This window comes from Micrococcus sp. EWR3.9.1, assembly GCF_052615555.1.
On sequence record NZ_JBQXFD010000004.1, the window covers coordinates 132616 to 153507 of the forward strand.

The 20892-nt window shown below is 73.7% G+C and carries 20 protein-coding genes; 8 read left to right on the forward strand and 12 right to left on the reverse strand.

Annotation, left to right across the window (positions count from 1 at the left end; genetic code table 11):
• Window positions 1-265 precede the first annotated feature (265 nt).
• The gene (locus tag ACUJ8O_RS04295; RefSeq protein WP_036316321.1) at window positions 266-769 is read left to right on the forward strand and encodes a prepilin peptidase; all 504 of its coding nucleotides are present in this window, start codon (window positions 266-268) and stop codon (window positions 767-769) included.
• Window positions 770-859: 90 nt separating this feature from the next.
• On the opposite strand, the gene ACUJ8O_RS04300 is transcribed toward ACUJ8O_RS04295, so the two are convergent.
• The 3 genes from ACUJ8O_RS04300 to ACUJ8O_RS04310 are packed head-to-tail and all read right to left on the reverse strand — an operon-like array spanning window position 860 to window position 3595.
• Window positions 860-2281 carry a class II fumarate hydratase gene (locus ACUJ8O_RS04300; RefSeq protein WP_070709327.1) on the reverse strand — a complete coding sequence of 474 codons (1422 nt, stop codon included), beginning with the start codon at window positions 2279-2281 and terminating at the stop codon, window positions 860-862.
• Between the two features lie 55 nt (window positions 2282-2336).
• Window positions 2337-3008 carry a carbonic anhydrase gene (locus ACUJ8O_RS04305; protein ID WP_002854504.1) on the reverse strand — a complete coding sequence of 224 codons (672 nt, stop codon included), beginning with the start codon at window positions 3006-3008 and terminating at the stop codon, window positions 2337-2339.
• Window positions 3005-3595, reverse strand: a complete 591-nt coding sequence (locus ACUJ8O_RS04310; protein WP_144879238.1) for a DUF4245 domain-containing protein — start codon at window positions 3593-3595, stop codon at window positions 3005-3007. Before ACUJ8O_RS04310 ends, ACUJ8O_RS04305 begins: the two co-directional genes overlap by 4 nt.
• 107 nt (window positions 3596-3702) lie before the next feature.
• Here ACUJ8O_RS04310 and glpX point away from each other — a divergent pair, with 107 nt between their 5' ends.
• Window positions 3703-4725, forward strand: a complete 1023-nt coding sequence (gene glpX, locus ACUJ8O_RS04315) for a class II fructose-bisphosphatase (RefSeq protein WP_445373179.1) — start codon at window positions 3703-3705, stop codon at window positions 4723-4725.
• 23 nt (window positions 4726-4748) lie between these two features.
• Here the strand turns inward: glpX and manA are convergent, their stop codons facing one another.
• From manA to ACUJ8O_RS04335, 4 genes are read right to left on the reverse strand one after another with little or no spacing between them, the layout of a single operon-like run.
• Window positions 4749-5993, reverse strand: coding sequence for a mannose-6-phosphate isomerase, class I (gene manA, locus ACUJ8O_RS04320; RefSeq protein ID WP_445373180.1), 1245 nt, complete (start codon window positions 5991-5993; stop codon window positions 4749-4751).
• A gap of 41 nt (window positions 5994-6034) precedes the next feature.
• Window positions 6035-7648, reverse strand: a complete 1614-nt coding sequence (locus ACUJ8O_RS04325) for an LCP family protein (RefSeq protein WP_445373181.1) — start codon at window positions 7646-7648, stop codon at window positions 6035-6037.
• A complete protein-coding gene (purE, locus tag ACUJ8O_RS04330; protein WP_002854497.1) occupies window positions 7648-8205 on the reverse strand; it encodes a 5-(carboxyamino)imidazole ribonucleotide mutase in 558 nt (185 codons plus the stop codon). Before purE ends, ACUJ8O_RS04325 begins: the two co-directional genes overlap by 1 nt.
• Window positions 8202-9407 (reverse strand): 5-(carboxyamino)imidazole ribonucleotide synthase, encoded by a 1206-nt coding sequence (locus ACUJ8O_RS04335; RefSeq protein WP_445373182.1) that lies wholly within the window; start codon window positions 9405-9407, stop codon window positions 8202-8204. Before ACUJ8O_RS04335 ends, purE begins: the two co-directional genes overlap by 4 nt.
• A 163-nt stretch (window positions 9408-9570) precedes the next feature.
• On the opposite strand from ACUJ8O_RS04335, the gene ACUJ8O_RS04340 reads away from it, so the two are divergent.
• Entirely contained in the window at window positions 9571-10131 is a 561-nt protein-coding gene (locus tag ACUJ8O_RS04340) for a GtrA family protein (RefSeq protein WP_206495765.1), read from the forward strand.
• Window positions 10132-10158: 27 nt separating this feature from the next.
• On the opposite strand, the gene ACUJ8O_RS04345 is transcribed toward ACUJ8O_RS04340, so the two are convergent.
• On the reverse strand, window positions 10159-10782 hold the full coding sequence (locus tag ACUJ8O_RS04345) for a hypothetical protein (protein ID WP_206495766.1): 624 nt from the start codon (window positions 10780-10782) through the stop codon (window positions 10159-10161).
• Window positions 10783-10952: 170 nt separating this feature from the next.
• Here ACUJ8O_RS04345 and ACUJ8O_RS04350 point away from each other — a divergent pair, with 170 nt between their 5' ends.
• Window positions 10953-11480 (forward strand): WhiB family transcriptional regulator, encoded by a 528-nt coding sequence (locus ACUJ8O_RS04350; protein WP_206495767.1) that lies wholly within the window; start codon window positions 10953-10955, stop codon window positions 11478-11480.
• A gap of 55 nt (window positions 11481-11535) precedes the next feature.
• On the opposite strand, the gene ACUJ8O_RS04355 is transcribed toward ACUJ8O_RS04350, so the two are convergent.
• Window positions 11536-12081 carry a hypothetical protein gene (locus tag ACUJ8O_RS04355; protein ID WP_233569950.1) on the reverse strand — a complete coding sequence of 182 codons (546 nt, stop codon included), beginning with the start codon at window positions 12079-12081 and terminating at the stop codon, window positions 11536-11538.
• Window positions 12082-12143: 62 nt separating this feature from the next.
• On the opposite strand from ACUJ8O_RS04355, the gene ACUJ8O_RS04360 reads away from it, so the two are divergent.
• The 3 genes from ACUJ8O_RS04360 to ACUJ8O_RS04370 are packed head-to-tail and all read left to right on the forward strand — an operon-like array spanning window position 12144 to window position 15319.
• Window positions 12144-12446 (forward strand): DUF3499 family protein, encoded by a 303-nt coding sequence (locus tag ACUJ8O_RS04360; protein WP_020628239.1) that lies wholly within the window; start codon window positions 12144-12146, stop codon window positions 12444-12446.
• Window positions 12447-12491: 45 nt separating this feature from the next.
• Complete coding sequence (ahcY, locus tag ACUJ8O_RS04365) at window positions 12492-14051, forward strand: adenosylhomocysteinase (RefSeq protein WP_225348319.1); 1560 nt, start codon at window positions 12492-12494, stop codon at window positions 14049-14051.
• A gap of 47 nt (window positions 14052-14098) precedes the next feature.
• Window positions 14099-15319, forward strand: coding sequence for a TIGR01906 family membrane protein (locus ACUJ8O_RS04370; RefSeq protein ID WP_445373183.1), 1221 nt, complete (start codon window positions 14099-14101; stop codon window positions 15317-15319).
• A 71-nt stretch (window positions 15320-15390) separates the two neighbouring features.
• Here the strand turns inward: ACUJ8O_RS04370 and ACUJ8O_RS04375 are convergent, their stop codons facing one another.
• The 3 genes from ACUJ8O_RS04375 to ACUJ8O_RS04385 form a co-directional block, all read right to left on the reverse strand.
• On the reverse strand, window positions 15391-17229 hold the full coding sequence (locus ACUJ8O_RS04375) for an AMP-binding protein (protein WP_170748153.1): 1839 nt from the start codon (window positions 17227-17229) through the stop codon (window positions 15391-15393).
• A 66-nt stretch (window positions 17230-17295) separates the two neighbouring features.
• Window positions 17296-18909 (reverse strand): dolichyl-phosphate-mannose--protein mannosyltransferase, encoded by a 1614-nt coding sequence (locus ACUJ8O_RS04380; protein ID WP_445373184.1) that lies wholly within the window; start codon window positions 18907-18909, stop codon window positions 17296-17298.
• Window positions 18910-18964: 55 nt separating this feature from the next.
• On the reverse strand, window positions 18965-19837 hold the full coding sequence (locus ACUJ8O_RS04385) for a hypothetical protein (protein WP_181743487.1): 873 nt from the start codon (window positions 19835-19837) through the stop codon (window positions 18965-18967).
• Window positions 19838-19904: 67 nt separating this feature from the next.
• On the opposite strand from ACUJ8O_RS04385, the gene rsmI reads away from it, so the two are divergent.
• On the forward strand, window positions 19905-20789 hold the full coding sequence (gene rsmI / locus ACUJ8O_RS04390; protein ID WP_141843375.1) for a 16S rRNA (cytidine(1402)-2'-O)-methyltransferase: 885 nt from the start codon (window positions 19905-19907) through the stop codon (window positions 20787-20789).
• The last annotated feature ends 103 nt before the right edge of the window (window positions 20790-20892 follow it).

The window sequence follows — 20892 nt, forward strand, 5'->3', positions numbered from 1 at the left end:
AGGGGGGATGGGGGACCGAGGAAGCCCGCCACCATGGCCCCTTTGAAACGGGATTGAGGCCATGGGGTCTGTGTGAGCCCCGTACGTCCATGAGACGGCTGGAAGCTCGTGACTTCAGAGTAGACCCGTGCCCGGGGTCGTCGCAATGGGCGGCCCCGGTTGCGCTGTCGGCAGAACACCGGGTGGCCGGACCGTGAACGCGAGGTGGCCTGATCGCCTGTGGACGGCGGCCCGGCGGGTGCGCCGCCCGGCCTAGGCTGGGCGCATGAGCGGAGTGGGATGGGCGTGGACGCACGGCGCGCCGGCGACGGCGGTGCTGTGGACCCTGGGGCTGGCGTGGTTCGCGGTGTGCTCGGGCGTGCTCGTGCGCACGGACCTGCGGGAGCATCGGCTGTCGAACCGATGGACGCTGCGGCTGGCGCTGGGCGGGTTGGCGATGATGACCGGGGGAGCGCTGCTGGCGGGCCGGGGTGACCTGGCCCTCTGCAGCCTGCTGGGCGGTCTCGGCTACACCGTGGCGATGCTCGCGCTGCACGTGCTCAGCCGCGGCGGCCTCGGGATGGGGGACGTGAAGCTGGCCGGCGGCCTGGGCGTGTACACGGGGGTGCTCGGTCCGACGGCGGTGCTCGCCGCCGGGGTGGGCGCGATCCTGCTCGGCGGCGTCGTGGCGGGGCTGCTGGTCCTCGCGGGCCGGGCGACGGGGCGAACGGCGCTGCCGTTCGGGCCGGCGATGGTGGCGGCGGCCGCCGGAGTGCTGGTGCTGGCGTGAACGTCGAGCGGCCGCCCTCCGCACGGGAGGACGGCCGCTCGGCGTCGTGGCCCGGGAGGCGGCGTCGCGCCGCTCACCGAATCCGCCGGATCACTCCGGGTGGGTCATGGACATGGTGTCCAGGGCCTTGTCCAGCTGCTCCTCGGTGATCTCGCCGCGCTCGACGTAGCCGAGGTCCACGACGGCCTCGCGCACGGTCATCTTGTTCGCGACGGCGTGCTTGGCGATCTTGGCGGCGGCCTCGTAGCCGATCACCTTGTTCAGCGGGGTCACGATGGACGGCGAGGCGCCGGCGAGGAAGGCGCAGCGCTCCTCGTTGGCCTCGATGCCGTCGATCATCTTGTCCGCCATGACGCGCGTCGTGTTGGCCAGCAGGCGGATGGACTCGAGCAGGTTGGCGGCCATCACGGGGATGCCCACGTTGAGCTCGAACGCGCCGTTGGTGGAGGACAGGGCGACGGTGGTGTCGTTGCCGATCACCTGGGCGCACACCATGATCGCGGCCTCGCAGATCACGGGGTTGACCTTGCCCGGCATGATCGAGGAGCCCGGCTGCAGGTCCGGGATGGCGATCTCGCCGAGGCCGGTGTTCGGGCCGGAGCCCATCCAGCGCAGGTCGTTGTTGATCTTCATGAGCGAGAACGCGATGTTCCGCAGCTGGCCGGAGGCCTCCACGAGGCCGTCACGGTTGGCCTGGGCCTCGAAGTGGTTGCGGGCCTCGGTCAGCGGCAGACCGGTCTCCTCGGCGAGCAGCTCGATCACGCGGGCGGAGAAGCCCTTCGGGGTGTTGATGCCGGTGCCCACGGCGGTGCCGCCGAGCGGGACCTCGGCCACGCGCGGCAGCGCGGACTGGATGCGCTCGATGCCGTAGCGGACCTGCGCGGCGTAGCCGCCGAACTCCTGGCCCAGGGTCACCGGAGTGGCGTCCATGAGGTGGGTGCGGCCGGACTTCACGACGCCGGCGAAGGCCTCCGCCTTCTTCTCGAGGGAGACGGCCAGGTGGTCCAGCGCCGGGACGAGGTCGTTCACGAGGGCGGCGGTGACGGCCACGTGCACGGAGGTCGGGAACACGTCGTTCGAGGACTGGGAGGCGTTGACGTGGTCGTTGGGGTGCACCTCGTCCTCGGAGCCGGCCTCCTTCAGTGCGCGGGTGGCGAGGGTGGCGAGCACCTCGTTGGTGTTCATGTTGGAGGAGGTGCCGGAGCCGGTCTGGAACACGTCGATCGGGAACTGGTCGTCGTGGTCGCCGGCGATGACCTGGTCCGCGGCGGCGACGATGGCGTCCGCGCGCTCCTGCGAGATGATGCCCAGCTCGGCGTTCGCCTTGGCCGCGGCCTTCTTGACCTGCGCGAGGGCGTGGATGTGGGCGGGCTCGAGGCCCTTGCCGGAGATCGGGAAGTTCTCCACGGCGCGCTGGGTCTGCGCACGGTAGAGCGCGTTCACCGGCACCTTCACCTCGCCCATGGTGTCGTGCTCGATGCGGAACTGCTGATCGGTGTTCTCTGCGGTCATGGTCACATCCTAGGACGGCGTGGGCGCCCGGTGCCGCACCGGACGCCCGACGTCGTCAGACCGCCAGGTCGCCGTGCACGCGGCCCGGTCGCGCGGTGCCCTCGGACAGCGAGTAGGTGAGCCCGACGACGGCGGTGCGCCCCGACTCGACGGCCGCGCGGACGGACTGCGAGGTCTCCAGGAGGTGGTCGCAGGTCTGGTCCACGTGCTCGGCCACGAACTCGTCGACCTCCTCCAGTCCGCGGCGGCGCCCGGCCAGCACGGACGGGATGATGCGCTCCACGAGGGGGCGCACGAACCCGCGCGGCATGGTGCCGGAGATGTAGGACTCGACCGTCGCCGTGACGGCGCCGCACGAGTTGTGGCCCAGGACGATGACGAGCGGGATCTCCAGCACGTCCACGCCGTACTCGATGGAGCCCAGCACGGCGTCGTCGATCACGTGGCCGGCCGTGCGCACCACGAACACGTCGCCGAGGCCGAGGTCGAAGATGATCTCGGCCGCCAGGCGCGAGTCGGCGCAGCCGAAGATCACGGCGACCGGGGCCTGACCGGCGGTCAGGTCGCTGCGCCGCTCGGCGTTCTGGTTCGGGTGGCTCGGCTCGCCCGCCACGAAGCGGCGGTTGCCCTCGGCGAGGACCTCCCACGCCTCGGCGGGCGTGAGGTCGGAGGTGGGGACGACGACGTCGGGGGCCGGCGTCGTCTCGGGGCGGGTGTGGGGGGTCATCGGGTCTCCTTCGCGACGCCGTGCGCCAGGTCTTCGAGGACGGCCTGGTCGCCGGTGGTGGTCAGCACCACGGTGCTGCCGTCCACCTCCGCCACGAGCCGTCGCTCCGGCTTCTTCGGATCGGCGTGGAGGTCCCACGCGATCCCGTCGATCTCGATCGTCTCCGACGTCGGGACCTGGTCCACCCGCAGGCTCACCCAGGTGGGGTCGACGTCCTCGGCCTGCTGCAGGCCCGCGAACACCGTGTCCGTGACCACCCAGCCGACGTCCCACGTGGAGACGCCGTCCAGCTTCTGCAGGCGGGCGTAGTTGGCGTACCAGGACTCCGGCACCTCGGGCGCCAGGGCCGGCAGGTCGCCGTCGTCGTGGGGGACCGTGGCGGCCTCGGCGGCGACGTCGACGCGGTCCTCGCGGGGCCGCTGCGGCGGCTCCGGGTTGAGCAGGAGGACCACGGCCACGATCGCCAGCAGAGCCACCAGGGAGAGCACCATGGCCATCCACGGCTGCCGGGCCCGCTGCGCCTGCGTGGCGGTCAGGACGGGGCGGGGGGCGGGGGAGTGGGGGTCGGCGGAGCTCACGGTCAGCATTGTGCCACCCGCGGGAGACCGCCCCCGTAGGATGAGGACCGGGGCAGAGCCGCCCTCACGCCCCGTCCCGTGCGGACGGAGCGCCGCGAGCAAGGATCGGAGCAGCGATGACCAGCGCGTCCTCGGAGAAGACCGGCTACGAGAATCACGTCCCGGACCGCAACCTGGCCATGGAGTTGGTGCGGGTGACCGAGGCGGCGTCCATCGCCGCGAGCCCCTGGGTGGGTTACGGGGACAAGAACAAGGCGGACGGCGCCGCGGTGGACGCGATGCGCGCGTTCATGGACACCGTGGCCATGGACGGCACCGTGGTGATCGGCGAGGGCGAGAAGGACGAGGCCCCCATGCTGTTCAACGGCGAGCAGGTCGGCGACGGCTCCGGCGCCGCCGTGGACGTGGCCGTGGACCCGATCGACGGCACCCGACTGACCGCCATGGGCTACAACAACGCGCTCTCCGTCTTCGCGGTGGCGGAGCGCGGCACCATGTTCGACCCGTCGGCCGTGTTCTACATGGACAAGCTCGTGGTGGGCCCCGAGGCCGCCGACTTCGTGGACATGCGCCTGCCGGTGAAGCAGAACGTGAACCTCGTGGCCAAGGCCCTGGACAAGCCCGTCTCCCAGGTGACCGTGTGCGTGCTGGACCGCCCCCGCCACGAGGGCCTGGTCAAGGAGATCCGCCAGGCCGGCGCCCGCGTGAAGTTCATCCTGGACGGCGACGTCGCCGGCGCCATCGCCGCCGCCCGCCCGGACACCGGCGTGGACATGATGATGGGCATCGGCGGCACCCCGGAGGGCATCGTCACCGCGTGCGCGATCAAGGCCACCGGCGGCATCATCCAGGGCCGCCTGGCCCCCACCGACGACGCCGAGAAGCAGAAGGCCCTCGACGCCGGCCTCGACCTCGACGCCGTGCTGACCACGAACGAGCTGGTCACCTCCGACCACTGCTACTTCGCGGCCACCGGCATCACCGACGGCGACCTGCTGCGCGGTGTGCGCTTCGCCGACGGCCGCGTGCACACGCAGTCCATCGTGATGCGCTCGTGGTCCGGCACGGTCCGCACCGTGGACGCCGAGCACGACGTGAAGAAGTGGTCCAAGTGGCTGGGGGACCGCGACGCCCGCTGAGCTCGCGGGCCGGACTGCCGGGTTCAGCCCCGCGGCAGGCCGGCCACGTGCACCGTGGCCGGGGCGCCGGCCGCGGCGCGGACGGCCAGCGGGCCGGACGCCGTCTCCGCGGCGGGCAGGAACACGGCCTCGCCCGGGCCCAGCTCGATCTCCTGGCCTGCCAGGGCCAGGCTTGCCGTGCCGCGGGTGACCACCGCGATCCCGGGCCCGTGCACGTCGAGCCCGTGGACGGCGTCGTCCTCGAGCGTGGCCTGGAGCAGCTCGAACTCCTCGAACGGCGGGCGGAAGGCCACCACGGAGTCGGCCACGCGCTCGGGCTCGGTGGAGGGCACCGGCAGCGCCTCGAAGGTGACCACGCGGCGCAGCTCGGGCACGTCCATGTGCTTCGGGGTGAGCCCGCCGCGCAGCACGTTGTCCGAGGCCGCCATGACCTCCACGCCCAGCCCGTGCAGGTACGCGTGCACGTTGCCGGCGGGCAGATGGATGGCCTGACCCGGGGCCAGGTCCACGCGGTTGAGCAGGATGGCCACCACCACGCCGGGGTCGTCCGGGTGGTGCTGGGCGGCCTCGAGGGCCGTGGCCAGCGAGGGGTCGCGCTCGGCCAGGTCCGGCGCAGCCCGCAGCACGTCCACGACCTGCGCCACGGCGCCGGGGGCGCCCCACACGGAGTCCGGGTCGAGGATCGAGGTGAACGCGTCCTCGAGGTCCCCGGCGGCGAGGGCCTGGCTGATCCGGGCGGCGGCGATGGCGACGGCGGACGTGTCCCCGTCCGCCCGCTCCGTGAGGGCACGGGCCAGGGCCTCGAAGCTGTCCGAGGAGACCTCGGGGGAGCGGAAGCCGCACATCGCCGAGAAGGGGGTCAGCGCGAGCAGCATCTCCGGCTTGTGGTTCGCGTCCCTGTAGTTGCGCTCCGGGGCGTCGACCGGCACGCCGGCCGCCTCCTCCGCGGCGTAGCCCGCGCGGGCCTGCTCCAGGGTGGGGTGCGCCTGGATGGACAGCGGGGCGCCCGCGGCGAGCAGCTTCATCAGGAAGGGCAGACGGCCCTCCGGCGCGGCGGGTCCGAGGCAGTGCTCGGGGTCCGCGGCCACCACCTCGTCCAGGCCGACGTGGGCGCCGTCCGCCACGACGGCGACGCACGGGGCGCCCGGATGGTCGCCCAGCCACAGCTCGGCCTCGGGGCGGCCGGTGGGCTCGCGTCCCTGCAGGTCGGCGAGGAGCGTGGGGGAGCCCCAGGCGTAGTCACGGATCACGGGCTTCAGGACGTGCATGCGCCCAGCCTAGGTCAGCCCGTCGGCCCGCGCGTCGCGCCTCACGGGGCGGGGACGCACAGCCCGTTCGTCGAGGACGCGTGGTTCAGCACGTCCTCCTGGCCCAGGTCCTCGGCCGTCATCAGGTCCTCGGCGGTGAAGGGCTCGCCGTCGGAGCGGGTCGGCGGGGCCGGCCACGTGGCCGGGTCGTCCTCGTCGACGTCGGGGGCCTCCGTCTCCTGCGCGACGACGGCCAGCACGGTGAGCAACGGCGTCGCCGAGACCCCGGTCGGCTCCGATCCGGCGGTCGCGGACTCGTCGGCCAGCATCTCGTCCACGCGGCGGTGGACGAGGTCGTAGTCGGGGTAGGTGGTGAAGTGGGTGCCCGTGTCGCCGAAGTCGGGCGGGCCGATGGTCAGCCGCCGCATCTTCTGGCCGCGCGAGCGCTCGGCGAGGTCCGCGAACGTGCCGAGCTGGGACTGCGGCAGGTCGGTGGTCACGATCTGCTCGCCCGCCGCGAGGATCCCCTCGAAGCGGGTGAGCACGGTGGCGGGGCTGAACTGCTCCAGCATCGCCGCCTGCATGCACTGCTGCCGGCGGATGCGGGCATAGTCGGTGGACCAGTGCCGGGAGCGGGCGAAGGCGAGCGCGTCGTCGCCGTTGAAGTGGTGGGTGCCCGGCTCCCACCAGATGTTGCCCCAGGCGCCGTCGGGCCGGACGCCGCGGTGCACCACGTAGCCGCCGCTGACGACGTCCACCCCGCCCATGGCGTCGATCAGCTGGGCGAAGCCGCCCATGTCCATGAGGGCGTAGCCGGAGACGTCCAGGCCGAGGATGCCGCCGGCGGCGTCCTTCATGGCCTCGGCGCCGGGGTGTTCGGCGTCCGGGTAGAGGTCTGCGTGATGCTCCTCCACGTCCGTGTAGAGGGCGTTGAGGATGCACTCGTCGCCGCAGTCGAAGCCGTTCGGGTACACGTCCCACAGTGGGGAGCCCTCGACGAACGGCGCGTTCTGGAGGTTGCGGGGCAGGGAGAACATCACGATGGCGCCGGTGCGGGCGTCCACGGAGACCACGTGCATGGAGTCCGGGCGCAGCCCCTGGCGGCCCTCGCCGGCGTCCGCGCCCAGGACCAGGATGTTGTAGCGGCCCTCGGCCTCCGGGACGGCCGGCCCCTCCTGGAAGACCTCGCCGAGCGCCCCGCGGCTCGTGTTCGCCGCCCAGCCGCCGTAGAGCAGGGCGCCGCTGGTGAGCACGAGCGCGAGCGCGGTGACCGCCGCCGTGATCTTCCGCGCGCCGGGGGCGAGCAGGTGCGGCCGGATCAGCCGGAACGTGTCCACCCACAGCACCGCCCAGCCCACCGCCAGCGCCGCCAGGACCACCGCCAGCCCGAGCAGCACGCCGTCCCGGGCCATGAGCGAGATCAGGCTCGCGCGGGAGACCAGCCACCACAGCAGCCCGAGGATCAGCACGGCCCACACGGTGACGGTGACCCGCAGCGCCACGCGGCCGAGCCGGCGGCTGCCGGCGACGAGCTGGGCGCCGCCGGGGACCAGCAGGGTCAGGGCGGTGAGGATCAGCGCCCGGCGGGTGCGCTCGGTGGGGGAGGCGACGCGTGGATCTCGGAGCGGGTCGGGCTGCGCGTGACCGGCGGGCACGGATCCGGTGGCGGACGACATCAGCGGTCGGCGGCCATCCGCTCGCGCAGGCGGGCCCCCTTGGCCCGGGCCTGGGCGTTGAGCTCGTCGGCGTGCTCGGCGAGGGCGGCGCGCAGGCGGTCGCCCTCCGCGGTGTCGGCCGAGGCGAGGATGCGGGCGGCCAGCAGGCCGGCGTTGCGGGCGCCGTCGATGGAGACGGTGGCCACCGGCACACCGGCGGGCATCTGGACGATCGAGAGCAGGGAGTCCATCCCGTCCAGGCTCTTGAGCTTCACGGGTACGCCGATCACGGGCAGGGGGGTGACGGCGGCGAGCATCCCGGGCAGGTGGGCCGCGCCGCCCGCGCCGGCCACGATCACGCGGATGCCGCGCTCGTGCGCGCGGGCGCCGAACTCCACCATCTCGTGGGGCATGCGGTGCGCGGAGACCACGCCGACCTCGACGGGCACGTCGAGCTCGCGCAGGGCCTCGGCGGCCGCGCTCATCACGGGCCAGTCGGAGTCGGAGCCCATCACGACGGAGACGACCGGGGCGTCGTCCTGCAGGGGCTGGGCGGGGGTCTGGGGCGTGGCGGTCATGGGCGGGCCTCCGTCTCGGTGCCGGTGGTGGGGGCGTCGTCGCGCAGGAGTGCGGCGGCGGACTCGGCGGTCCGCACGGCCTCCTCGAGGCTGAGGCCGTGGTCCGCGACGACGTTGACGTGACCGACCTTGCGGCCCGGGCGCACGTCCTTGCCGTAGAGGTGGACCTTGGCCTGCGGGTGGGCGGCGAGGGCCGCGACGCTGCCGGCGTGCAGGTCCTCGCGGGCGCCGCCGAGGACGTTCTTCATCACGACGCCGGCCCCGCGGGGGGTCGTCTCGCCCAGCGGCAGGTCGAGCACGGCGCGGACGTGCTGCTCGAACTGGCCGGTGACGGCGCCGTCCATGGACCAGTGGCCGGAGTTGTGGGGGCGCATGGCCAGCTCGTTCACCTGGAAGCCCGGGCCGACCCCCGGCGTCTCGAACAGCTCGACCGCGAGCATGCCGGTGACGTCCAGCTCCTCGGCGAGGCGGACGGCCGCGGCGGTCGCGGCCGCGGCGACGGCCGGGTCGAGGTCCTGGGCCGGGGCGACCACGAGGTCGCACACGCCGGCCACCTGGACCGAGTCGACGACGGGGTAGACGGCCACCTCACCGGAGGGGGTGCGCGCCACCTGCGCGGAGAGCTCACGGGCGAAGGGGACGAGGGCCTCGGCCAGCAGCGGGGTGATGCCGGCGCCGAGCCACGCGGCCAGGGTGCCGTCCGCGGCGGAGGCGCGGGCGTCGTCGGCGTCGTCGAGCTTGAGCACGCCCTTGCCGTCGTAGCCGCCGCGGGCGGTCTTGAGGATCATGGGCCAGCCGTGCTCGTCGCCGAAGGCGAGGACGGCCTCGAGGTCGTCGACCGGCGCCCACGCCGGGTTCGGCAGGCCCAGCCGCTCGACGGCGGCGCGCATGACCAGCTTGTCCTGGGCGTGCTGCAGCGCCTCGGGGTCGGGGCGCACGGCGACGCCGGCCTCCTGCAGGGCCCGCAGGTGCTCGGTGGGCACGTGCTCGTGGTCGAAGGTGACCACGTCCACCGTGGCCGCGAACGCGCGCAGGTCCGCCAGGTCCGTGTGGTCGCCGACCACGTGGGGGGCGACCTGGGCCGCTGACGCGTCCGGGGCCTCCGCGAGCACGCGGAAGGGCACGCCGAGCTCCGCGGCGGCGCCCGCCATCATGCGGGCCAGCTGCCCGCCACCGATCACACCGAGTCGAGGGGAAGTCACCCGGACAGGGTAGTCGGACCGGCTGAGAACTCCGTCACGGAGGGGTGGCCGATGCCGGATCCGGGGAGGTCGCGCGCCGGGGGCGCGGCTACAGTGTTCCCCAGCCCTGCGCGGGTCCGCCCCGCGTGCACACCCCCCGTCCCGAACCGAGGAGTCCACGCCCATGCTGTCCGATCTCTGGGGCCGCCTGACCGGGATGGTCTCCCTGCTGTGGCGGGAGGTGGCCAAGTTCGGCACCGTCGGTGCGGCCGCGTTCGTGGTGGACTCGCTCGTCTTCTGGTGGATGATGACCGGCCCGCTCGAGGGATCCAACGTCAAGGCCAAGATCGTGGGCGGCGTCGTCGCCACCCTGTTCAGCTGGGTCGCCAACCGCTACTGGACGTTCCGGGACAAGCGCTCCTCGAACAAGACGCGCGAGCTCGTGATGTTCCTGATCATGAACGCGATCGGGCTGGGCATCCAGGCCGGCTGCGTGGCGATCGCGCAGTACCTGATGGGCGTGACCGACCCGGCCGGCCTGTTCATCGCCGGCAACGTGATCGGCCTGTTCTTCGGCACCGTGTTCCGCTACTTCGCCTACCGGTTCTGGGTGTTCAAGGAGGAGCTGGACGTGGAGCCCGGCTTCGCCAGCGACCTCGCGATCATCACCGGCCAGATGCCCGTGCTGCGCGAGGACCAGCTGCCTCCGCACGGCCGGCACCGCACCCCCGACGCTGGGGTCTGAGCGTCCCGGCCTGACCCCGCCGCCCCGTCAGGGGCGCACGGTCACCGCCCGGCCCGCGTCCCACGCCTCCAGCGCGGCCCGCACTCCCGCCCACGTCAGGCGGGGGCGCGGGCCGTCGTCGTCCGGGGCGACGTCGGCCCCGGCCGGGATCGACGCGGGCCGCACGTGATCCACGGGGCCGGGCAGGGCATCCGGCTGGGCGCGGATCTCGGCGGCCACGTCCACGACGGCCGGATCGGCGGCCGGGCCGTCGAACTCGGGCTCGAGGCCGCGCGGCAGGGCGACGGCGAACACGGTCACGGACGGGTCCGGCCACGCCTCGGGCCGGTCCGTGAGGACGGCGGCGGGGGAGTCGCCCTCGAGGGCGGGCTCGGCCTCGGCGCAGAGCACGCCGAGGGCGAGGGCGTGGGAGAGCCAGTGGACGGGCAGGTCCAGGGCGACGGCGTCGCCCGCGCCGATGCCCTCGGCGCCGAGCAGGCCCGCGAACTTGGCGGCCCAGTTCACGGTCACGCGGCCCGAGAGCTCGATGCGCTGGTCCACCGCGCCGGGCTCGTCCGGGGCCCCCGGCTCCTGGACGAGCGCGGGCCGCGGGGAGGAGGCGAGGCGGAGCACGAGGGGGCCGGTGGACCGGGGTGCGGAGAGGGAGACCATGGGCCCAGTGTGGCACCCGCTCGGTTTGACTCGGCATGAATCACACCGATGTAATGAACCCGGGCCAACGGTCCCGCCAGGAGGGGCCCGCCGGATTGCCCGGCACCCGCGCGGACCGCATGGTCACCCGGCCCACACCGCCACGTCGATCCCGGGAAGAGGCGTCACACATGGAGCAGACCCAGCGAGTCGAGGACGCGCACCGCGCCGATCCCGCGCCGGCGCCTCGTCCGCGGAGCGTCCCCAGCGACTGGTTCCTCGACCCCGCCGACCCGCAGGCCGGCGTCGCCGGCGCGAGCCTCGAGGATCAGGCGACCGCCTTCCTCACCGCCCACGACCTCGACGGCGAGACCGGCACCCCGGCCGCCACCGTCACCGCCCTCTTCCCCGGTGACGCGCGTCCGGTCGAGGCCGTGCCCGTCTCCGCCGACTGGGCCGCCATCCCGGGCGTGACCACCGAGCCCGTCGAGGGCGAGCTGGCCTGGCAGGCGGACGCCCTGTGCGCGCAGACGGACCCCGAGGCGTTCTTCCCGGAGAAGGGCGGCTCCACGCGGGACGCCAAGCGTGTGTGCGAGGCCTGCACCGTCAAGGACGCGTGCCTGGAGTACGCCATGGCGAACGACGAGCGCTTCGGCATCTGGGGCGGGCTCTCCGAGCGCGAGCGTCGCCGCCTGCGCCTGCGCCGCGCCCGCGCCTGACGCGCGGCGCCCGTCCACCGGGCGCGGTGCCCGGTGCGGACCGCCCGGCCCGGGCTCAGCCGCGGCCCCAGCTGGGGTCGAGCACCTGCGGGTCCACGCCCAGCGCGTCGGCGCAACGGCTCAGCGCCACCCCGTAGACGGCCCCCTCGAGGTCGGCCGGGTCGGCCGCGTCCCGCAGCGGCCGCTCGAACAGGGTGATCAGCACCCCGTCCCGGCCCTGCCGCTCGGCCCGCGCGAACAGCGCCTCCTCATCCCGTTCCCGGCCGGCGTGCAGCTCGCGCAGCCGCTCGTCGAGCCGGTCCGGGATGCGCTCCACCCGCGCGGTCACGTGCCGCAGCCCGGGCGCGTCCAGGGAGCCCAGCCGGTCCACCGCCTTCTCGACGGCGGCCAGCAGCGCCTCGCCCCGGCCCCGCTCCGAGCGTGCACCGAACGGGCGCGGATGCCGCAGCCCTCGGCCACGGCGGTCCCGACCGCCGCGCCCCGCGGGGGAGGAGACGCCGGCCTCGGCCGGGCCGCCCTCGACGCCCGGCTCGGCCCCCGCGGCGTCGCCCGCCCGGAACGGCAGGGGGTCGAGGGGATCGGAGGAGGCGGACGCGGTCATGCGCGCCATGGTAGGCCACCGCTCCGGGCCGTCCGCCGAGTAGGGTGGCGGGCGTGGGACCCATGCGACGCTGCAGCAAGACCGGATGCCAGAGCCCTGCCCTGGCCACGCTGACGTACAACTACGCGGACTCGCAGGTGGTCATCGGGCCCCTGTCGCGCCGGGCGGAGCCGCACACGTACGACCTCTGCGGCGAGCACGCTCGGCGCACCACGGCCCCGCGCGGCTGGGAGGTGCTGCGGCTGGAGCTGCCCGAGCACTACGAGGCCGTCGACGCGGACGGCGGCGTGCGCACGGTCCCCACCCGGCCCATGGCCGTCCCGCCGGCCCGCCCCGGGCTGCGCGTGGTGCGTGACGGGGACTGACGCGGCACGTGTCGTGCCGTCCGGGGCCTCGCTAGGCTGGAGGGCATGACTGAGACCTCCGCAGAGTTCCGCACCCCCGACGTCGACCCGGCCTTCGCCAACCGCACCACCGTGCCCGGTGCCTCGTTCGACTTCACGGTCCGGGACCTGTCCCTGGCCGAGGCGGGCCGCCACCAGATCCGCCTGGCCGAGCACGAGATGCCGGGGCTGATGTCCCTGCGCGAGGAGTACGGGGAGGCCCAGCCGCTCAAGGGCGCCCGCATCGCCGGCTCCCTGCACATGACCGTGCAGACCGCCGTGCTCATCGAGACCCTCATCGCCCTCGGCGCCGAGGTCCGGTGGGCCTCCTGCAACATCTTCTCCACGCAGGACGAGGCCGCCGCCGCCGTCGTCGTGGGCTCGGGAACCCCCGAGGACCCGCAGGGCGTGCCGGTGTTCGCCTGGAAGAACGAGTCCCTCGAGGACTACTGGTGGACCGCCTCGCAGATCCTCACCTGGCCGGGCGCGGACGAGGATCCGGAGCGCGGCCCCAACATGATCCTGGACGACGGCGGCGACGCCACCCTGCTGGTGCACAAGGGCGTCGAGTTCGAGGCCGCGGGCGCCGTGCCCAGCGCCACCGAGGACGACCCCGAGGAGTACCGGATCATCCTCGAGACGCTGCGCCGCTCGCTGGCCCGCGACCCGCAGCACTGGACCCGCACCGCCGGCACCCTGCGCGGCGTCTCCGAGGAGACCACCACGGGCGTGCTGCGCCTCTACCAGCTGGCGCAGGAGGGCCGCCTGCTCTTCCCGGCGATCAACGTGAACGACGCCGTGACCAAGTCCAAGTTCGACAACAAGTACGGCATCCGCCACTCCCTGCCGGACGGCATCATGCGCGCCACGGACGTGCTGATCGGCGGCAAGGTCGCCGTGGTCTGCGGCTACGGCGACGTCGGCAAGGGCGCCGCCGAGGCCCTGCGCGGCCAGGGTGCCCGCGTGATCGTCACGGAGATCGACCCGATCTGCGCGCTGCAGGCCGCGATGGACGGCTACCAGGTGGCCCGCCTCGAGGACGTGGTGGGCGAGGGCGACATCTTCGTCACCACCACCGGCGGCAAGGACATCATCATGGCCGAGCACATGGCCGCCATGAAGGACAAGGCCATCGTGGGCAACGTCGGCCACTTCGACAACGAGATCGACATGGCCGGCCTGGCCCGCATCCCCGGCGTCGTGAAGACGGAGATCAAGCCGCAGGTCCACGAGTGGACCCTGGACGGCGGCACGGAGGCCGAGCGCAGCATCATCGTGCTCTCCGAGGGCCGCCTGCTGAACCTCGGCAACGCCACCGGCCACCCCTCGTTCGTGATGAGCGCGTCCTTCACCAACCAGGTGATGGCGCAGATCGAGCTCTTCGGCGGCTCCACGGGCACCGGCGCCCTGACCGGCGAGCACTACGAGAAGCGCGTCTACACGCTGCCCAAGGTGCTGGACGAGAAGGTCGCCCGCCTGCACCTGGACGCCCTCGGCGTCGGGCTGACCGAGCTGACCAAGGCCCAGGCCGAGTACCTCGGCGTGGACGTGGCCGGCCCCTACAAGGCCGACCACTACCGCTACTGATCCCCGGCGCCCGCGGGCGGACGGACCCACTCGAGAGAGGCACGAGCATGGCTTCCCATCAGGCCGGCCGCGGGCGCGACGAGCGCGCCGGGGCGGAGGACTTCGATTCCGGGCTGGACTACGGCGCGTTCGTCGAGGACGACGCCGCAGACGACCCGAACCGCACCCAGGCGCTGCCCGCCATGGGCCGGGACGACGACGGCGGCGCCCAGCACACCTCGGCGCTCAGCCCCGAGGACCTCGCCGCGCTGCGCGGCGGGGACGCGGCGGCCGCGGACCGACGCGACGCCGGCCGCCCGGTCGCGGACGCCGACCGCGACATCGTCGCCTCCCGGGCCGTGCCCGAGGGCGACCGGCGGCCGTTGCCCGGCGCCGACGAGCTCGGCCCGCTGAGCGCCGCCGTCGGGGCCCGCCCGGCGGGGTCGAGCACAGCCGCCCCGGTCGACCGCTACCCCGAGGACGGCACCGCCGCCCCCGTGGCGCAGGCGGCGGCCCTGCAGGGGCCCACGCCGGAGGAGCGCGCGCGCCTGCCCAAGGCGGGCCCGCGCCTGGCACAGGTGCTGCTGGCGATCCTCGCCCCGCTCGCCCTGCTGCTGGCCGCCGTCCGCCTCGTGGCGAGCCCGGTGTTCCTGTGGCTGGAGTACCACCGGCCCGGGTTCCCCGCGGACCGGTTCGGCTTCACCCTCGCCGACCGCATGCACTACGGCTCCGCCGGGCTGGACTACGTGACCAACCTGGCCGGCCCGCGGTACCTCAGCAGCCTCACACACCAGGGCGCGCCCCTGTTCACCGAGGTCGAGGTCGACCACATGACGGACGTGAAGACCGTGCTGTGGATCGCCACTGCGGCGCTCGTGGTGCTCGTGGTGGTGTGCGCCCTGCTCATCGCGTCCCTGCTGCGCACCAGCCCCGGCGGGGTGCGCCGCGGCCTGTTCGCCGGCGCCGTGTGGCTGCCGCTCGCGGTGATCGCGCTCGCGGTCCTGGCGGTGCTGGGCTGGGAGACGTTCTTCGCCGGGTTCCACTCGCTGTTCTTCGCGGACGGCACGTGGACGTTCTCCGTGCGGGACGCCCTCATCCGCCTCTACCCCCAGCAGTTCTGGGTGGACGCGGCCGTGGTGGTCGGGCTGGTGACCCTGCTGGCGTCCCTCGTGACGCTCGTGCTCACGTGGCCCACGCGCCGCCGTCGTGAGCTCAGCGCGGACCGCCGCGAGCAGCTGCTGCGCACCCGCCTGCGGTGGGCCCGGGAGGACGACGCCGTGGTGCGCTGACCGCCGCCGGACGGGAACGGGCCGGGAGGACGAGGCGTCCTCCCGGCCCGTCGTCGTCCGGGGGCGCGGGGTCAGCGGCGGTAGAGGGCCTCGACGTCCTCGGCGTGGTCCTCGATCACCTGGGTCCGCTTGAGCTTCTGGGACTGGGTGACGTGCCCGGAGTCCTCGGTGAACGGGTGGTCCAGGATGCGGAAGCGGCGGATGGACTCGGCGCGGGAGACGCCCGCGTTGACCTGGTCCACCGCCTCCTGGATCGAGGCCAGCACGGTGGGGTCCGTCGCGGCCTCGGCCGGCGTGAGGCTGAGCTCGCGGTCCAGGGCCCACTGGGTGAAGGCCTCGGTGTCCAGGGTGATGAGGGCGCCCACGAACGGGCGGTTCTCGCCGACCACCACGACGTGCTCGATGAGCCGGTGCTGGCGCAGCGCCTCCTCCATGGGCGTGGGGTACACGTTCTTGCCGCCGGCGGTGATGATCACGTCCTTCTTGCGGCCGGTGATCCGCAGGAAGCCGTGCTCGTCCAGCGCACCGATGTCCCCGGTGCGGAAGAAGTCGTCCTCCATGGCCTCCGCCGACGCCTTGGGCATGCCGTGGTAGCCGTCGAACACCACGGGGCCGCGGATGAGGATCTCGCCGTCCTCGGCGATCTTCACCGTCACCCCGGCCACGGGCAGGCCCACGGTGCCCACCCGGTGCGCGCCGGGGATGTTCACGGTGGCCGGCGCGGTGGTCTCCGTGAGGCCGTAGCCCTCCACGATCGGGATGCCGGCGCCGCGGAAGAAGTGCACCAGCTCCGGGGAGAGGGCGGACGCGCCGGACACGCACGAGATCACCTCGCCGCCGAGGGCCTCCCGGATCTTGCGGTAGACCAGCCGGTCGAACAGCGCGCGCCGGGCGCGCAGCAGGGCCGAAGGCCCGGGGCCGTCCCCGAACTCGGCCTCGTCCACGGCCGTGGACCACTCGATGGCGGTGCGCTTGGCGGCCGCGTAGATCGGCCCGGTGCCGCCCTTCTGGGCCTTGGCCTCGATGCCGGCCTCGACCTTCTCGAACACGCGCGGCACGGCCAGCAGCCACGTGGGGTGGAAGGAGGCGAGGTCGCCGAGCAGCGTGGCCGGGGAACCGGAGTGGGCCACCTGGATGCGGGCGTACAGGCAGATGACCTGGACGGCGTGGGCGAGCACGTGGGCCAGCGGGAGGAAGAGCAGGGTGCGCGACGTCGTCGTCTCCGGGGACCACTGGACCACCTCGCGCGCGAAGTGCAGCACGTTGATGGCCGCGCCCACGAAGTTGCCGTGCGTGATCACGGCGCCCTTCGGGCGGCCGGTGGTGCCGGAGGTGTAGACGATCGAGGCGGGGCTGGCGAGGGTCGCCAGGGAGCGGGCGTGCTCGACGGCGTCGTCCGACACGAACGCGCCGGCCTCGGCCAGCTCCGCCAGTCCGGCGTCCGTCAGCGGGAACGTCGCCACGTCCACGCCCGCGTGCCCGGCGGCCTCGGCGACGCGCTCGCCGAGCTCCTCGCTGCCGACGGCGACCACCCGCAGGCCCGAGTCCGTGACGATGTGCTCCACCTGGTGGGCCGAGGAGGTCTCGTAGATCGGCACGGAGACGGCGCCGGCGAACCACACGGCCTGGTCGAGGACGGCCCACGCGTAGGAGGTGGGGGAGAACAGGCCCACCCGGTCCCCGGGCTGGACGCCGCGGGCGATGAGGCCGGCCGCCACGGCGCGCACCTGGGTCAGGAACGCGGTGAAGTGGACGTCCACCCAGCCGCCCGCGCCGTTGCGCACGGCGTATACGGGGGCGTCCGGCCGGTCGGCACAGGAGGTGACGATCAGGTCCGTGATGTTGGAGTCCGCCGGCGGCATGCCGACGAGCTCGGTGGCGGACTCATGGACGGGGCTCTGGTTCTGCACGGTCCGAGGGTATCCATTCCGGGCGTGCGGCGCGCGGTCGGCACACCCGCGCCCGGGACGCGGCCGTCAGATCCAGCTGCTGAACCACATCCGCCAGCGCCACTGGTCGTACGGGATGACGTCGCCGATCCACACGGGCAGGAAGAACAGGGACACGGCGACGGCGATCGTCACGTACGCCAGCACCAGGGCCGAGCCCCAGCGGGGCCCGGGCCGGCGGCCCGGCCGCAGCAGCAGCGAGAGCGCCAGGGCGATCATCATCACGAGGAAGGGCTCGTAGGCGATCGTGTAGAAGAAGAACATGGTCCGCTCGGGCCACAGGAACCACACCAGCTGCCCGGCCGCGTAGGCGCCGAGCAGGGCGCCGGCCCGCCAGTCCCGGTGGCGCACCAGCAGCCACACGCACACGAGGACGGCGGCCAGGCCCGTCCACCACACGAACGGGTTGGCGATGTCCGTGATGGCCGCCGAGCACGCGCCCGCGGCGTCCGCCGGGCAGATCCCCTCGCCGGGCTCTGCGCCCTCGTAGTAGTAGCTCACGGGCCGGCCCATGAACGGCCAGGTCCACGGGTTGGCGGCGTAGTCGTGGGGGCTGGTGAGGCCCTGGTGGAAGGTCGTGGACTCCACGTGGTAGTGCCACAGGGAGCGCAGCGGGCCGGGGACCAGCCCGGCGAGCAGGCCCTCCGGCGGGTTGTCCCGGTGCCAGTCCCGGTAGTAGCCGCCCTCCGTGACGAACCAGCCGGTCCACGAGGCCAGGTAGGCGACCAGGCCGCCGCCCACCACGGCCACGAACGCGTACAGGCCGTCCTTCTCGATGCCGGCCCACGCCCAGCGCCGCACCCCGGCGGTCCGGCGCGCGGACATGTCCCACAGGACCGTGAGCAGGCCGAAGGCCGCCATGAACGCCAGCCCGGAGAGCTTCACGGCGCAGCCGGCGCCCAGCAGCACGCCCGCGAGCAGTCGCCATGGGCGCCAGCCGAGCCACGGCCCGCTGGCCAGGGCGTCGCGTCCCCGCCGGGCGACGTCGTGGGCGAGCCGCTCCGCGAGCAGCCGCCGCCCGTGGACGCGGTCCGCCAGCAGGGCGGCGAAGGCCGCGAGCACGAAGAACGAGAGGAAGATGTCCAGCAGCCCGATGCGGGACATCACCAGGTGGTGGCCCTCCACGGCCAGCAGCAGCCCGGCGACCGCGCCCAGGGACACCGAGCGCAGCAGGTGCTGCGTGGCGAGGGCGACCAGCAGGACGGAGAGCGTGCCGGCCACCGCGGCGCTGAACCGCCAGCCCACCCCGTTGTCCGGACCGAACGCGAGCATGCCCAGGCCGATCAGCCACTTGCCCAGCGGCGGGTGCACCACGTAGGCGGCCCCCTCGAGCGGCTCCGCCTCGCCGCGCGCGAACGCGTCGTTGACGTCCTCGTCCCACCGCCGCTCGTAGCCGGACTCCAGGAGGGAGTAGGCGTCCTTGGGGTAGTAGGTCTCGTCGAAGATCAGCTGGTCCGGGTGGGCCAGGTTCGTGAACCGCAGGACGCCGGCGATCGCCGTGACCAGCAGCGGCAGGATCCAGTGCCACCGCGTCAGGGGTGCCGCACTCACCCCGAGGCGGGCGCGCAGGGCGGCGACGCCGAAGGGGCCGTCGTCGACCGCGACGGCGGCGGGGCGGGAGGCGAGGGCGGTGGCGGGCACGGGCTCCATGCTAGGCGGCGGGGTGGAGCAGGCCTCCTCGACGTGCGGCCTGCTCTCAGACGTGGCCGAGCGGCCACCGGCGGCGCACGGCGGGCGGGAGGAACCCTGCGACGCGCTGGATCCGGTCCTTGTGGGGGCGGAGCCGGTACTTGACCGCTGCCAGCGTGTCCACCGAGCGTTCCCGCCAGACACGGCGGGCGCCCCTCAGGGGGCTGCGCACTCTGACGTGATACTTGTCCAGGAGCGGCTCAGGGACGATCTCCTGTCCGATGTCGAAGCGGTCGGCGAAGCGGGCGATGCCGAGTTCCTTGTCCGGATAACCCGTGAAGTGCATGACGAACGCGTCCGTCAGGGAGTCCTCGTAGTAGTGCCCGCGCGAGTTCAGCTCTCGGTGGCCGACGATCCGGACGCGCTCGGCGTGCCCGCCCGTCTGGATGGCCCACCACATCTGGTCCTGGTCGCCGTGGGTGAACAGACCGTCGCGATCGTCGTCCCACCAGGCCCGGACCGTGGCCAGGTCCGCTGTCGAGGTCGACTCCACGATCGTGCGCGCCGTCTCGTCGTTCCGGAGCAGCATGACCCCGGTGTTGATGCGTGACCAGAACCCGTTCGGCTCTGTGGGCCCTTCGGCGATGACCAGGCTGATGTCGTCACGCTCGGCCTCGGAGATCAGGCGTCGGAGGTTGTCCGCCTCGAAGTCGGTGAAGAAGGCATCGTCGTCCATCCACACGAGCCAGTCATAACGTGGGAGCAGCCGGCGGAGGATGGCGACCTTGTAGTCGAACTTGGTGACGATATGCGGGTCGATGCCCGTCTCGAGCCGGTAGTCCAGCCCGTGCTCTCGAGCGTAGATCGCGTGGTTGACGTAGGAGCGCAGGCGGATCTCGTCGCCACCGGACGTGATGCAGATGCGGGGCTCGACGGGCATGGTCCTGACCTTTCGGAGAGGCGTGGGCCCGGGCGGGCTCGGGGCGGTGCCTCTACGATCTTGACATATGACCCCGAGACCGACTGATCTGCCGTCCCCGTCCGGCCGCATCGTCCTGGCCGCCACCCCCATCGGCCACCTCGGGGACGCGTCCGCGCGCCTGCGTGAGCTGCTGGCGGAGGCGGACGTGATCGCCGCCGAGGACACCAGGACCGCGCGGCGCCTGTGCGCCGGGCTGGGTGTCACCCCGGCGGGCCGGGTGGTGGCCCATCACGAGCACAACGAGGCGGCCTCGACCCAGGGGCTGCTGGACCAGGTGCGGGGCGGTGCCACGGTGGCGGTGGTCTCGGACGCGGGCATGCCCACGGTCTCGGACCCGGGGTACCGGCTCGTGGCGGCCGCGGTGTCCGCAGGGCTGCCCGTGACCTGCGCGCCCGGCCCCTCCGCCGTGACCACCGCGCTCGCCCTCTCCGGCCTGCCGACGGACCGGTTCGCCTTCGACGGCTTCGTCCCCCGCAAGGACGGGGAACGACGGCGATGGCTCACCTCCCTGCTGACCGAGGCCCGCACGGTGGTCGCCTTCGAGTCGCCGCAGCGTCTGGCGGACGCGCTGGCCGTCGTCGTGGAGGTCCTCGGTGCGGAGCGGCCGGTGTGCGTGGCCCGCGAGCTCACCAAGCTGCACGAGGAGGTGGTGCGCGGCACCGCGGCCGAGGTGCATGCCTGGGCTGCGGAGCGGCACGCGGGGGAGGGGATCCGCGGGGAGATCGTGCTGGTGATCGGGCCGCCCGCGCCCGGTGCCGAGGGCGAGGCGTCCGAGGCGGACGCCGTCGCCGAGGTGGGGGTGCTGGTGGAGTCCGGCACCCGGCTCAAGGAGGCCGTGGCGGCGGTGGCCGGAGCCCACGGGATGCGGAGCCGGGAGCTCTACCAGGCGGTGCTCGCGGCCCGGGGCTGACACGTCCCCGGCTACACAGATGCTCATGGGCGATGGCGCGGCCCCGGGGCCTGGCTAGGATCAGCCGTGGAGCCGCTGCCGACCGCCGCCGGACGGCGTCGGA